Below are 12,390 nucleotides of genomic sequence, written 5' to 3' on the forward strand. Positions count from 1 at the left end.
TGGTGCAGATGGCCCGCTACGGCGGCCGGGTGCTCAGCAGCAGGCAGATGCGCGACGTCGGCCGCTACCACTCGAAGGGCGGGCGCCCGGACGGCTACCGCATGAATCGCGCCGACCTCGTCGCGCTGCTCGATGACCGCAACCTGCTGCCCGCCATCTTCTTCATCTTCAGCCGCAACGGCTGCGACGCCGCCGTCCGCCAGACCCTGCGCGAGGGCGTGCGGCTCACCGAGCAGCGCGAGCGCGACGAGATCCGCGCCATCGTCGAGGAGCGCTGCCGCACGCTGCTCGACGAGGACCTCGCGGTGCTCGGCTACTGGGAGTGGCTGGAGGGCCTGGAGCGCGGGGTCGCGGCCCACCACGCCGGACTCCTGCCGGCCTTCAAGGAGGTCGTGGAGGAGCTGTTCCGCCGCAAGCTGGTCAAGGTCGTCTTCGCGACCGAGACGCTCGCGCTCGGCATCAACATGCCGGCGCGCACCGTCGTGCTGGAGAAGCTCGAGAAGTTCAACGGCGAGTCCCGCGTCCCGATCACGCCGGGGGAGTACACCCAGCTGACCGGACGTGCCGGCCGCCGCGGGATCGATGTCGAGGGGCACTCGGTCATCCAGTGGGAGGACGGCCTCGATCCGCAGTCGGTCGCGTCCCTCGCCTCCCGGCGCAGCTATCCGCTGAACTCGAGCTTCCGGCCCACCTACAACATGGCGGTGAACCTGATCGACCAGTTCGGCCGCCAGCGCACCCGCGAGATCCTGGAGTCGTCGTTCGCGCAGTTCCAGGCCGACCGGGCCGTGGTCGATCTGGCCCGCAAGGTCCGCCAGCAGGAGGAGTCCCTCGCCGGCTACGAGAAGGCGATGGAGTGCCACCTGGGCGACTTCCGCGAGTACTCGCGCATCCGCCGCGAGCTCAGCGACCTGGAGAAGAAGGGTCAGCGCATGGAGAACGCCTCCCGCGCCGACCGCGACCGCCGGCAGCGCCAGCTCGCCGCCCTGCGCAAGCGCATGCGCGAGCACCCCTGCCACCGCTGCCCCGACCGCGAGCAGCACGCGCGCTGGGCGGAGCGCTGGTGGAAGCTGAAGCGCGAGACGGACCGGCTGAGCGCCCAGATCCAGTCCCGCACCGGCGCGGTCGCGAAGGTGTTCGACCGGGTCTCCGACGTGCTGATCGAGCTCGGCTACCTGGTCGAGGAGGACGACGGCACCGCGCTGACGGTGCATGGCAGGACGCTGAAGCGGATCTACGGCGAGCGGGACCTGCTCGTCGCCGAATGCCTGCGCCGCGGCGCCTGGAAGGAGCTGGACGCGCCGAGCCTGGCCGCGATGGCGTGCGCGCTGGTCTTCGAGCCGCGCCGCGACGAGGGCCTCGCGCACGACAGGAACCTGCCCCGCGGGGCGTTCCGTCCCGCGCTGGAGAAGACGACGGACCTCTGGGCGCGCCTCGACGACCTGGAGCGCGAGCACCGCCTGCCCGGCAGCGAGCCGCCGTCCACTGCCCTCGCCCTGGCGATGCACCTGTGGGCGAAGGGCTCTGGCCTGGACGCCGTGCTCCGCGAGGCGGACATGGCCGCAGGCGACTTCGTCCGCTGGTCCAAGCAGACGATCGACCTCCTCGACCAGCTCTCGCTCGTCGCCCAGGGCCAGGTGGGCAGGACCGCCCGGCAGGCCCTGGAGGCGATCCGCCGCGGCATCGTGGCGTACTCGTCGGTGGCCTGAGCATTCCTGCAGGCCGGATGCCTTAGGCTCTCCCTTCGTGACCCCGTCCCCGCGCGCCCCGCTCCCGCTCTGGCTCGCGGTGCTCCTCGCGGCGGCCGCAGGGCCGGTGCTGGATGCCGCGTTCCCGGACCGGGACTGGTGGCCGCTGGTCTTCGTCGGCGTCGGGATGGTGCTGCTCGCGCTGCGCGGGCGCCGCGCCGGCTCCGCGTTCCTCGTCGGCTTCGTGGCGGGGGAGGCCTTCTATCTGGTGCACGTCTCCTGGACCGCGCTCTACCTCGGGCCGGTGCCGTGGGTGGCGCTCTCCACGTTCGAGGCGCTGTTCTGGGGCGTCGGCGGCATCCTGATCGCGCTCGCGTACCGCTGGGTGCCGCGCGCGTGGCCGTCGCGGCTCGGTCGGCTCGGGCTCGTTCCCGTGATCGTCGCCGGCCTCTGGGTGCTGCGCGAGTACGTGACGGGGACCTGGCCGTACGGCGGCTTCTCCTGGGGCCGCGTTGCGGAGTCCCAGTCGCAGAGCCCCTTGGCGCCGCTGGTCGCGTGGCTCGGCATCTCCGGGCTCGGCTTCGCGATGGTGTGGCTGGTGGCGCTGCTGATCGAGCTCTGGTTCGCGGTGGACGCGGCCGCGCTCTGGCGGGGTGCCATCGCCGTTGGCGCGGTCGCCCTGGTGCTCGTCGTCCCGGCCTGGCCGACCCCGACGCACGGGACGACAAGGATCGCCGCGGTGCAGGGCAACGGGCCGGCCGGCTACTTCGACAATGCCCCGCCGACCGCCGTGCTCGACACCCAGATCGCCGAGACCCAGAAGATCGAGGACGAGAAGGTGGACATGGTGGTCTGGCCAGAGGGATCGGCGCAGCCCGACCCGACCCGCGACCCGAACACCGCTGCCATCCTGGACGCCCTCAGCCGCCGGATGGAGGCACCGTTCATCGTCGGGACGATCACCTCCCGCGACGGGAAGCTCTTCAACACCTCGCTGCAGTGGGAGGCGGGGCGCGGCGTCGTCGACTACTACGACAAGAAGCACCCCGTGCCGTTCGGCGAGTACGTGCCGGACCGGTCGTTCTGGCGGCCGTTCGCGCCGGAGCTGATCGACCTGATCGGCCGCGACTACACCCCGGGAACGCGCGACAACGTCTTCGACGTGAACGGCGTGCGGGCCGGCATCTCGATCTGCTTCGACATCGTGGACGACCAGCTGCTCACCGACATGATGCAGGGCGGCGCGCAGGTGATCCTGGCACAGACGAACAACGCCGACTTCGGCGAGACCGACGAGAATCAGCAGCAGCTCGCCATCGCGCGGCTGCGGGCGATCGAGTCCGGGCGCGCGCTCGTGAACATCTCGACGGTGGGCAGCAGCCAGATCATCGCGCCGGACGGACGGACGATCTCCGAGATCCCGCCGTTCCGGCCCGGTCACATGGTGGCGGACGTCCCGCTCGGTACGACGACGACGCCGGCGACCCTGCTCAGCCGCGGGATCGAGTTCCTGGTCGCCGGGCTCGGCCTGTTCGGGCTGCTGGTCGCGTTCGGCGGCCGCCGCAACCCGGCCCCGGACGTGAGAAGGCCGCTCCCACCGGTGCGGTGAGAGCGGCCTCTGGGCGCCGGAACGGCTCAGGCGCTGTGCTTGTGCTCCGCGGTGCCGCGACGTGCGCGCAGGTACTGGAGGCGCTCCTCCAGGAGCTCCTCGAGCTCGGCGCGGGTGCGGCGCTCCAGCAGCATGTCCCAGTGGCTGCGCGGAGTCTTGACATCGGAGTGGTCGACCTCGACGGGAACGTCGTCGACGAGAAGCCGGGCCTCGTGCCCGCAGTGGCGGCACTCCCAGGTCTCGGGGGCCTCGGCCTCGGCGGAGAACACCATTTCGGTGTCCTTGCCGCAGACGGTGCACTGGTACGTGTAACGGGAACGCGGAGAATAGACGACGCCCTCTTCGCTCTGTAAGCTCTGGGCGCCAAGTCTCATTCCGCGCAAGCTGCGATCTGCCATTGTGTGGTCTCCTCTTCGCGCGAATCGTCACCAGTTATAAACCAGCAAGCTGGGGATTCTCTTTCCGCGGGAGCCGTTCTCTCAGTGGCCTCACAGTCCCGCAGCGACCTCGCGGCTCAGGAAGGGGCGTGCGTCTCGGCGCTCGCGCTAGCGCTCGCTGCCGCGGTCGCTGTCGCTTCCGCAGTTGTTCACGCGACACGCCGCGCGGTGCTTGCAACAACTGCGGAACGGATGGCGTCCCCGCGAACGCGTCCGCAGTTGTTCACGCGACACGCCGCGCCGGCCTAGCGCGAGTCGACCAGCGCTTTCAGCACGTCGCAGCGGTCCGTCACGATGCCGTCCACGCCCAGCTCCAGCAGCCGGATCATGTCCCCGGCGTCGTTGACGGTCCACACGTGCACCTCGGCCCCCGCCGCCTGGATCGCCCGCACCGATCGGGCGGTCACGATGCGCAGCGGGCCCCTGCGCTCCGGCACCTGCACGGCGGCGAAGCCGCGCAGCGCGCGCCGGGTGAGCCCGGGCAGCCCGAGCTTCGCGCCGAGCAGCGCGGGGACGAACTCGGGGACGGACGGCGAGGTGGCGACCCCGGGCAGCGCGGCCACGACGGAGCGCCTGCGGTCCTTCGAGAAGCTGGTGATCAGGACCCGGTCCTGCGCCCGGGCCGCGCGGATCGCCTCCGCTGCGGGGGCGGCCGACGCCTCGTCCTTGATGTCGATGTTGAACCGCGCCTGCGGGAACGCGTCCAGCGCCTCCGCGAGCGAGCAGAAGCCCTGGCCGTGGCCGAGGTCGACGCGGCGCAGCTCCGGCATGGTGAGCTGGCCGACGTTCACGGAGCGCCCGGCGACCCTGCCGAGGTCGGGGTCGTGGCTGATCACCGCGACCCCGTCCGCGGAGGCGTGCACGTCGGTCTCCAGGTGCGTCGCCCCGGCGTTCAGGGCGCGCAGGAACGCGAGCAGGGTGTTCTCCGGCGCGTCGAGCGCCAGCCCGCGGTGCGCGATGATCCGCGGGCGGCGTCCCTGGAGGAAGGTCACGCCGGGGGAGCGGGCGGAGCCTGCTCGGGCGTGGCCGCAGCCGCCGCCGCGGCAGCGCCCTTCTCGCCGAACGCCTGCCCGATGCCCTTCAGCGCCTCGGTGAGCTCGCTCGGGATGATCCAGAGCTTGTTCGCCGGGCCCTGCGCCAGCTGCGGCAGGGTCTGCAGGTACTGGTAGGCGAGCAGCAGGTTGTCGGGGTTCCCCTCGTGGATGGCGCCGAACACCGTGGTGATCGCCTTCGCCTCGCCCTCGGCGCGCAGGACCGCCGCCTTGGCGTCGCCCTCCGCGCGCAGGATCGCGGCCTGCCGCAGTCCCTCCGCGTTGAGGATCTCGGACTGCTTGGTGCCCTCGGCGGTGAGGATGAGCGCACGGCGGTCCCGCTCTGCGCGCATCTGCTTCTCCATCGAGTCCTGGATGGACGCGGGCGGGTCGATCGCCTTGAGCTCCACGCGGGAGACGCGGATTCCCCACTTGCCGGTCGCCTCGTCGAGCACGACGCGCAGCTGCCCGTTGATGTTGTCGCGGCTGGTCAGCGCCTCCTCGAGGTTGAGGCCGCCGACCACGTTGCGGAGCGTGGTGGTGGTCAGCTGCTCGACGGCGCCGAGGTAGTTGGCGATCTCGTAGGTGGCCGCCCTGGCGTCCGTCACCTGGAAGTAGACCACGGTGTCGATCGAGACGACCAGGTTGTCTTCGGTGATGACCGGCTGCGGCGGGAAGGAGACCACCTGCTCGCGCATGTCGATGAGCGGGCGCACCTTGTCGATGAACGGCACGACGACGTTCAGCCCCGGGTTGAGCGTCTTGTGGTACCTGCCCAGCCGCTCCACGACCCCTGCCCGCGCCTGCGGGATGATGCGGATGGCGCGGAACAGCGTGACCAGCACGAAGATCGCGATCACCAGGACGATGATCGAGACGATGATGGTCACGACGAGCTGGGTGACGTCCGTCACGTGGCGCTCCTCTCGGTCAGGTCGTCGGCTCCGGCCGACACGGGTGCGGGCGCGACGACGGCCGTCGCCCCCTCGATGCTCACGACGACGACGTGCTCGCCAGGCACGAGCTCGGCGGGGCCGAGCGGGGCGGGGGAGAGGCGCGCGGTCCAGGTCTCGCCGATCGCGAGCTTCACCTGGCCGCTGGTCCTGGACACCGTGGAGACGACGACGGCGCCCATCCCGATGAGCGCGGCGACGTTGCTCTTGGCCGGATCGCCGCCGCGCTTGAGCGCGTGCAGCAGGGGCGGCCGGATGAAGAACAGCAGGACGACGGACAGCGCGGCGGCGATGACGAGCTGCAGCCACCACGGCGCGCCGAAGAGTCCGGCGATCAGGCCGCCGAGGCTGCCGACGGCGATCATCAGGAACACGAAGTCGAGCGTCAGCATCTCGATGATGACGAAGACGAGGATGAGGACGAGCCACGCGATCCACGCGAAGGATGCGATGTCCATAGCAGCCCCCTTAGTGTCACTGATGACGCTACCAGCATCGCGCCCGGCCGCACGGAACCCACTTGGTAGTCTCAGATTCGAGAGTTTTCGTCGGATCTAGGAGTCTTCGTGTCCAACCCCCTCGCCGCTGCGTCCCTCACCGGCAAGCGCGCCCTCGTCACCGGTTCCTCGCGCGGCATCGGCGCAGACACCGCCCAGTACCTCGCGGAGGCGGGCGCGTCGGTGGTCATCAACTACCGCAACAAGGAGGCGCGGGCGGTCAAGCTCGCCGACCAGCTCCGGGCCGCGGGCGGCACGGCGCTGACGGTCGGGGCCGACCTGACCGACCCGGCGTCCGTCCAGGCGATGTTCGACACCGTCGCCACCGAGTGGGGCGGCCTGGACATCCTGGTCCTGAACGCGTCCGGCGGCATGGAGTCCGGGATGGCGGAGGACTACGCGATGCAGCTCAACCGCGACGCGCAGGTGAACGTCCTGAACGCGGCGCTCCCGCTGCTCGCCGAGGGCGGCCGCGTCGTGTTCGTGACCAGCCACCAGGCGCACTTCATCCGGACAACGCCGACGATGCCGGAGTACGAGGCCGTCGCCCTCAGCAAGCGGGCCGGCGAGGACGCCCTGCGCGAGCTCATCCCCGCGCTGACCGAGAAGGGCGTCGAGTTCGTCGTCGTCTCCGGCGACATGATCGAGGGCACGATCACGGCGACGCTGCTCAACCGCCTGAACCCGGGTGCGATCGACGCCCGCAAGGAGGCAGCGGGCAAGCTGTACAACGTGAGCGAGTTCGCCGCGGAGGTCGCCTCGGCCGTCGTGGACCCGGTCCCCGCCGATCACACCCGACTGGTCGGGGACGTGTCCAGCTTCGAGCCGGTGGCCGAATGAAGGCCGCAGACCTCGGCCTGCTGACCAGCGTCTCCACACCGACGGTCCACCCCGGCGGCACGCGCGCCGTCGTCTCGGTGACGCATCCCTCGCTCGAGGCGGACGCCGCGGTCGGGCAGCTGTGGAGCATCCCGCTCACCGGCCACGCCGCGCCACGACGGGTCACGCGCGGCTTCCGCGACACCGCGCCGCGGTTCTCACCGGACGGCAGGCTGATCGCCTTCCTGCGCGCGGTGCCGAAGTCGGCACCGCAGCTGTACGTGGTGGATGCGGCCGGCGGCGAGCCTGTGCAGGTGACCGACCGCACGCTCGGCGTGAGCGAGTTCGCGTGGGCGCCGGACGGCCGGTCGCTCGCGTTCGTGAGCAGGGAGCCCGAGCAGGGCAGATACGGCACCGTCGAGGGGATCGACCCGAACAGCGAGCCGGCCCGCCGCATCCGCACGCTGAAATATCAGGCGAACGGGCTCGGCTACATCGTCGACCGCCGTGCGCACGTCTTCCTGGTCGCCGTACCCGACGTCTGGGCGGAGCCGGCCGTCGCGCCGGTCCCGCAGCCGGACGGCTCCACGGGCGAGAAGCCGGGGGTTCCTGACGCGCGGCAGCTGACCTCGGGGGAGTGGGACGACACCACGATCGCGTTCGCCCCGGACGGCGCGACGCTCGCCTTCGTCTCCGCGCGGCACGAGGGCAGGGACGACGACCTGCGCTCGAACGTCTTCCTGGTCCCGGTCGACGGCTCCGGCGAGCCGGTGGACGCCACCGGCGGGCACGGGGACTTCTCCGTCGTCGCGCTGCAGTACGGGCTGAACGGCGTCCTGTACGTCAGCGCGCAGGAGGTGGGGGAGTCCGGGCGCGACTTCGTCGCCCGCAACACCGCGCTGTACGCGATCGACCGGCCGGACGCCGCACCGCGGCTGCTGACCGACCCGGAGACGGTCGACCTGACCGAGTCCGACATCGTCGCGTACGGCGACGACGCGGTGCTGGTCGCCGACCGCCGCCGCGGCGCGCTGGTGCTCACCAGGGTCACCTCGGCGGGCGACGTCGAGCGGCTCACCGACGACACGACCGTCGTCGGCGGCGTCGGCACGGCGGGGGACGTGGTGGTCGTGAGCATCGCGGACGCCGGCACCGCCGGCGACGTCGCGCTCGTGACCGACGGCGGCCTGACCCGGCTCACCGACTTCTCGCGCGCGGTCCGGGCGGCCGGCGTGATCGCCCCGCGCGAGCTGACCGTCACCGGCGCGGACGGCTACCCGGTGCACGGCTGGGCGGTGCTGCCGGAGGGCGAGGGTCCGCACCCGGTGCTGTTGAACATCCACGGCGGTCCCTTCGCGGCCTACACCGGCGCGCTCTTCGACGAGGCGCAGGTGTACGCGGCGGCCGGCTACGCGGTGCTGATGTGCAACCCGCGCGGCTCCGCGGGCTACGGCCAGGAGCACGGCCGGGTGATCCGGCAGCGGATGGGCACGGTCGACCTGGACGACGTGCTCGCCTTCCTGGACGGTGCCCTGGCGCAGCTGCCGGGGCTGGACGCCGAGCGCGTCGGCGTGATGGGCGGCTCCTACGGCGGCTACCTCACCGCGTGGACGATCGCGCACGATCACCGCTTCGCCGCTGCGATCGTGGAGCGCGGCTACCTCGACCCCGAGGCGTTCATCGGCACCAGCGACATCGGCAGCTTCTTCAGCGACGAGTACACGGGGACGGACCCGGAGCACATCCGCACGCAGAGCCCGCAGGCGGTCGTCGACCGCGTGACGACGCCGACGCTGGTGCTGCACTCGTCGTCCGACTTGCGCTGCCCGCTCGGGCAGGCCGAGCGCTACTACGCCGCGCTGAAGCGCAACGGCGTGGAGGCGGAGCTGGTGATCTTCCCCGGCGAGGACCACGAGCTGAGCCGCAGCGGGCGTCCCCGGCACCGCCGAGAGCGCTTCGAGATCATCCTGGACTGGTGGGCGCGGCACCTGCCGAGCAGGACGAACCGGGTCTGAGCCTCGGGACGACGACCGGACCGGCGGGGGAGCGGCACGCTTCCCCGCCGGTGGCGTCTCAGGCCGCGCGCGGCGTCGAGGGGGTGGACGTGGCGGCGAGCACCTCGCGCCCGAACGTGAACGCGCGGACGATGCCGATGATCCCGAGCACGATCAGCGCGACCGCGGCGAAAAGGATCAGGAACACCGTCGACGAGGCGGGCATGACGAGCACGACGAGCCCGGCGAGGATGCTGAGGATGCCGTAGGCGATGGCCCAGCCGGACGAGCGGGCGCGCCCGGACTCGACAAGCGACATGACGCCCTCGACGATCCAGCCGATGCCGATGAACGCGACGGCGAGGATGACGAGCACGGTGGCCGCCTCCGCGACGTTCTTGAGCGCGATGACGCCGGCGATCACCATGAGCACGCCGAGGATGATGTTGAGCGTGCGGATGCCGCCGCCGATGCCGCGGGCGAAGATCCCGACGCCGAGCCGCATGATCCCGGCGACCACGAAGTAGATGCCGAGGAAGATCGCGAAGACGGCGATCGTCTTGGCGGGCCAGAACAGCAGCACGACGCCGAGGATGACCGCGACGGCGCCGCTGACGCCGAGGACGGCGCGCATCGAGTTGATCGCGGCGCGGCTCATGTCGGTGGCGTCCAGCGAGAACTCGCGGAAGGCTCGGTCGAACGGGTCGGTGGTTGACATCGCGGGAACCCTTTCCGATGCGCACCGCGCGGGTCGCGGTGCGTCATTCGAACGATAGCGAGGCGGGCGCGGGTTCGGGCAGTCTGGCGCGCCGAGGGGGATAGGGTGGGCGCGTCGAAGGGGGAGGGGATGAAGCTTCTGCTCACATCGGGCGGCGTCACGAACGGCAGCATCCGGGACGCGCTGGTGGCGATGCTCGGAAAGCCGATCGGGGAGAGCAACGCCCTGTTCATCCCGACCGCGCAGTGGGGCCAGCCCGCGTGCAGCCCGCAGACCGTGTGGCGGTCGACCGTCGACGGCTGGGGCGACGATCCGTCGCTGGCGGGTCTCGGCTGGCGGTCCGTCGGCGTGCTCGAGCTGACCGCGCTGCCCGGCATCGCCGAGGAGCGCTGGATGCCGTGGGTGCGCGATGCGGACGTGCTGCTCGTCGACGGCGGCGAGGCGAGATACCTGGCCACCTGGATGACGAGGTCCGGTCTGGCCGGGATGCTGCCCGAGCTGACCGGCACCGTGTGGGTCGGCGTGAGCGCCGGCAGCATGGTGCTCACGCCGCGCGTCGGCCGAGAATTCCTCGACCTGGACCCGGACGGCCCGGACGAGACGCTCGGCGTCGTCGACTTCTCGATCTTCCCGCACCTGGACTATCCGGGCTGGACGGCGAACACGATGGCCGCGGCACGGCGCTGGGCGGAGCGCATCCCCGGCACCTCGTACGCGATCGACGACCAGACGGCGATCGCCGTGGTCGACGGGAGCGTCGAGGTGATCAGCGAGGGCCGGTGGGAGCGGTTCGGGGGCTGAGCGGGGCGGGGATCCGGTTGCGCGGGGCGGGTCGCAGCGGCCGCCGCAGTGATACTTACTGATGTCCGGTATGGCGCGCGAAGGAATATCCCACGTATGGTGGAAAGGTGCGGCGAAGGCGGCTCGAAGGGGAGTCCGCTCGACGGAGTTGCGACACAGCGTTGTGACGCAGGGCTCGGAAAGGAAGGCCAATGGAGGCGAACAACCCGCTCCGGTCTACGTGCCGTGTTATGCGTGAAGCGGCCTGGAGGTCTGAGCATGCGTGATGCACACTCCGACACAACCTTCTCCGATGTTGTGCGACGCGGACCTTTCGCCGTCGTCTACTGGTCGGTCGTCGTCGTCGCCGCCCTGGTCGTGGTCGCGAGCTACTTCATCGCATCGTCGGCTCAGCGCGCGGTCATCGGGCCCGTCGCGTTCTCTGCCGTGGCGGTGGTGATCGTCGCGCGGCAGGTGCTCGCGGCGCGTCTCCGCAGAAAGCGCCAGCGACAGCCAGACCGCTGACGTCCGTCCGGGCTCATGGGTTGCGCTCGCGCGCCCTGTCGGGCGACGATTCGACTGACAGCTGCCTGGTGCTCGGCTCTGCAGGAGGCGATCACGATGAGGGGACTCCTCCCGGCGACGGGCCGCGTTACATACGGGTAGTGTGGTTACAGGCAGACGAGGAAAGGCTGGGTGCGGCGCGGTGGCTGACAGGACAGTGAGCGGTCCGTGCCGCGCGTGGCCGGCGGAGAGCGGCTTCATCCGCGAGGTGCTGGACCGGATCGGCGACAAGTGGACGATGCTGGTCATCAGCACCCTCGGCGCCGAGCCCCTGCGCTACTCCGATCTCTTGGCCAGCATCCCCGGCATCTCGCAGCGGATGCTCACCGTGACGCTCAAGGCCCTGGAACGTGACGGCCTGCTCACGCGCACCGCGTTTCCCGAGGTTCCGCCGCGCGTTGTGTACGAGCTGACCGATCTCGGGCGTTCCCTGCTGGACGCCGTGCTGCCGATGGCGTCCTGGGCCGCGACCCACTACGAGGAGGTCGCCGCGAGTCGGGCCGCTCACGAGCACAGCGGAGTCGGCCGGGAGAAGGCGCATGGTGCGCTCGCCCGGCCGACCGGTAGCGCCGTTACTTCTTGACCACCAGCTCGTGCACCGCGCGGGTGTCGTGCAGGTCCCAATACAGCGCCGCGATGTCGGCGGCGGGGAGCCAGTCAACGCCGGGGGCCGGCGCATCGTCCGCGATGTACAGCGCGATCGCGACGTGGGCGACGTGCACGCCGGTCCCGGCCAGCGCGCCGCCGAGATTGAGTGCCCAGTTGCGCAGGGCCGCTCCGCCGGCGGTGACGTTGCCGTATTGCGCGACCGGGTAGACCGAACCGGCGCCGGTCGTGAACAGTAGGGTGCCGGATCCCGCGGTCAGGAGGTCGGGCAGGACCGCCTCCGTCGCGGCCATCGCCCCGTACAGGTAGTACTCGATCTGAGGCTGCACGTTCTCCGGTGTGGTCTCGCGGATGTCGACCGGGGCCAGCGGTCCCGCCGAAGCATCGGCGGGGGAGTACTCCAGTACGTCGATGCCGCCGAAGTGCTCCTTCGCGGCCACGAGCGCCGCTCGGAGCGCGGGCCGGTCGAGCACGTCGGCCGCAAAACCTGCGGCGGTGATGCCCTCGGCGGCGAGTTCGTCGACCAGGGCGTCGAGCTTGGCCGTGCTGCGCGAGATGAGCGCGACGTCGTAGCCTTCGGATCCGAATCTGCGGGCGATGGCGAGTCCGAGGCCGCGTCCGGCTCCGACGATGGCGATGGTGGGCATGGTTCTCCTCTGTCTTCTGTTGGTCTCTCTGAGCCGGCGCCGCGGAT

At 71.1% G+C, this 12,390-nt stretch carries 13 protein-coding genes; 7 read left to right on the forward strand and 6 right to left on the reverse strand.

What is annotated here, in order from left to right; translation table 11 throughout:
* Positions 1-1,709, forward strand: a 1,709-nt coding sequence (locus tag ACTHMF_RS00890; RefSeq protein ID WP_440315910.1) for a DEAD/DEAH box helicase, incomplete at its 5' end; no start/stop codon positions are given.
* Between the two features lie 37 nt (positions 1,710-1,746).
* Positions 1,747-3,297, forward strand: coding sequence for an apolipoprotein N-acyltransferase (gene lnt / locus ACTHMF_RS00895; RefSeq protein ID WP_440315911.1), 1,551 nt, complete (start codon positions 1,747-1,749; stop codon positions 3,295-3,297).
* 26 nt (positions 3,298-3,323) lie between these two features.
* On the opposite strand, the gene ACTHMF_RS00900 is transcribed toward lnt, so the two are convergent.
* The 4 genes from ACTHMF_RS00900 to ACTHMF_RS00915 form a co-directional block, all read right to left on the reverse strand.
* Positions 3,324-3,695: an RNA polymerase-binding protein RbpA gene (locus ACTHMF_RS00900; RefSeq protein WP_314147423.1), complete on the reverse strand. Its 372-nt coding sequence runs from the start codon at positions 3,693-3,695 to the stop codon at positions 3,324-3,326.
* A gap of 284 nt (positions 3,696-3,979) precedes the next feature.
* Entirely contained in the window at positions 3,980-4,726 is a 747-nt protein-coding gene (locus ACTHMF_RS00905) for a glycerophosphodiester phosphodiesterase family protein (protein WP_440315912.1), read from the reverse strand.
* Entirely contained in the window at positions 4,723-5,679 is a 957-nt protein-coding gene (locus tag ACTHMF_RS00910; RefSeq protein WP_314147421.1) for an SPFH domain-containing protein, read from the reverse strand. The genes ACTHMF_RS00905 and ACTHMF_RS00910 overlap by 4 nt, the downstream gene beginning before the upstream one ends.
* The gene (locus ACTHMF_RS00915; RefSeq protein ID WP_314147420.1) at positions 5,676-6,176 is read right to left on the reverse strand and encodes an NfeD family protein; all 501 of its coding nucleotides are present in this window, start codon (positions 6,174-6,176) and stop codon (positions 5,676-5,678) included. Before ACTHMF_RS00915 ends, ACTHMF_RS00910 begins: the two co-directional genes overlap by 4 nt.
* A gap of 108 nt (positions 6,177-6,284) precedes the next feature.
* Between ACTHMF_RS00915 and ACTHMF_RS00920 the strand changes: the two genes are divergently transcribed.
* Both ACTHMF_RS00920 and ACTHMF_RS00925 read left to right on the forward strand, forming a co-directional pair.
* Positions 6,285-7,055: an SDR family oxidoreductase gene (locus ACTHMF_RS00920; RefSeq protein ID WP_440315913.1), complete on the forward strand. Its 771-nt coding sequence runs from the start codon at positions 6,285-6,287 to the stop codon at positions 7,053-7,055.
* On the forward strand, positions 7,052-9,049 hold the full coding sequence (locus ACTHMF_RS00925; protein WP_440315914.1) for a S9 family peptidase: 1,998 nt from the start codon (positions 7,052-7,054) through the stop codon (positions 9,047-9,049). Before ACTHMF_RS00920 ends, ACTHMF_RS00925 begins: the two co-directional genes overlap by 4 nt.
* A 58-nt stretch (positions 9,050-9,107) precedes the next feature.
* On the opposite strand, the gene ACTHMF_RS00930 is transcribed toward ACTHMF_RS00925, so the two are convergent.
* The gene (locus ACTHMF_RS00930) at positions 9,108-9,746 is read right to left on the reverse strand and encodes an HdeD family acid-resistance protein (RefSeq protein WP_314147417.1); all 639 of its coding nucleotides are present in this window, start codon (positions 9,744-9,746) and stop codon (positions 9,108-9,110) included.
* A gap of 129 nt (positions 9,747-9,875) precedes the next feature.
* Between ACTHMF_RS00930 and ACTHMF_RS00935 the strand changes: the two genes are divergently transcribed.
* The 3 genes from ACTHMF_RS00935 to ACTHMF_RS00945 all read left to right on the forward strand — a co-directional run bounded on the left by ACTHMF_RS00935 (position 9,876) and on the right by ACTHMF_RS00945 (position 11,673).
* Entirely contained in the window at positions 9,876-10,547 is a 672-nt protein-coding gene (locus ACTHMF_RS00935; protein ID WP_440315915.1) for a Type 1 glutamine amidotransferase-like domain-containing protein, read from the forward strand.
* 297 nt (positions 10,548-10,844) lie between these two features.
* Positions 10,845-11,051, forward strand: a complete 207-nt coding sequence (locus ACTHMF_RS00940) for a hypothetical protein (RefSeq protein WP_440315916.1) — start codon at positions 10,845-10,847, stop codon at positions 11,049-11,051.
* 181 nt (positions 11,052-11,232) lie between these two features.
* Positions 11,233-11,673, forward strand: a complete 441-nt coding sequence (locus ACTHMF_RS00945) for a winged helix-turn-helix transcriptional regulator (protein ID WP_314147414.1) — start codon at positions 11,233-11,235, stop codon at positions 11,671-11,673.
* On the opposite strand, the gene ACTHMF_RS00950 is transcribed toward ACTHMF_RS00945, so the two are convergent.
* The gene (locus ACTHMF_RS00950) at positions 11,663-12,343 is read right to left on the reverse strand and encodes an SDR family NAD(P)-dependent oxidoreductase (protein ID WP_440315917.1); all 681 of its coding nucleotides are present in this window, start codon (positions 12,341-12,343) and stop codon (positions 11,663-11,665) included. The two genes, ACTHMF_RS00945 and ACTHMF_RS00950, sit on opposite strands and share 11 nt — an antisense overlap.
* Positions 12,344-12,390: the final 47 nt, after the last annotated feature.

The sequence above is a fragment of the Leifsonia sp. genome (assembly GCF_051955155.1).
Taxonomy (GTDB): domain Bacteria; phylum Actinomycetota; class Actinomycetes; order Actinomycetales; family Microbacteriaceae; genus Leifsonia.

Bases quoted from the DNA above. Each gene is read 5' to 3' on its own strand.
- ACTHMF_RS00900 (WP_314147423.1), bottom strand. From the start codon at position 3,695: ATGGCAGATCGCAGCTTGCGCGGAATGAGACTTGGCGCCCAGAGCTTA.
- ACTHMF_RS00915 (WP_314147420.1), bottom strand. From the start codon at position 6,176: ATGGACATCGCATCCTTCGCGTGGATCGCGTGGCTCGTCCTCATCCTC.
- ACTHMF_RS00925 (WP_440315914.1), top strand. From the start codon at position 7,052: ATGAAGGCCGCAGACCTCGGCCTGCTGACCAGCGTCTCCACACCGACG.
- ACTHMF_RS00930 (WP_314147417.1), bottom strand. From the start codon at position 9,746: ATGTCAACCACCGACCCGTTCGACCGAGCCTTCCGCGAGTTCTCGCTG.
- ACTHMF_RS00935 (WP_440315915.1), top strand. From the start codon at position 9,876: ATGAAGCTTCTGCTCACATCGGGCGGCGTCACGAACGGCAGCATCCGG.
- ACTHMF_RS00950 (WP_440315917.1), bottom strand. From the start codon at position 12,343: ATGCCCACCATCGCCATCGTCGGAGCCGGACGCGGCCTCGGACTCGCC.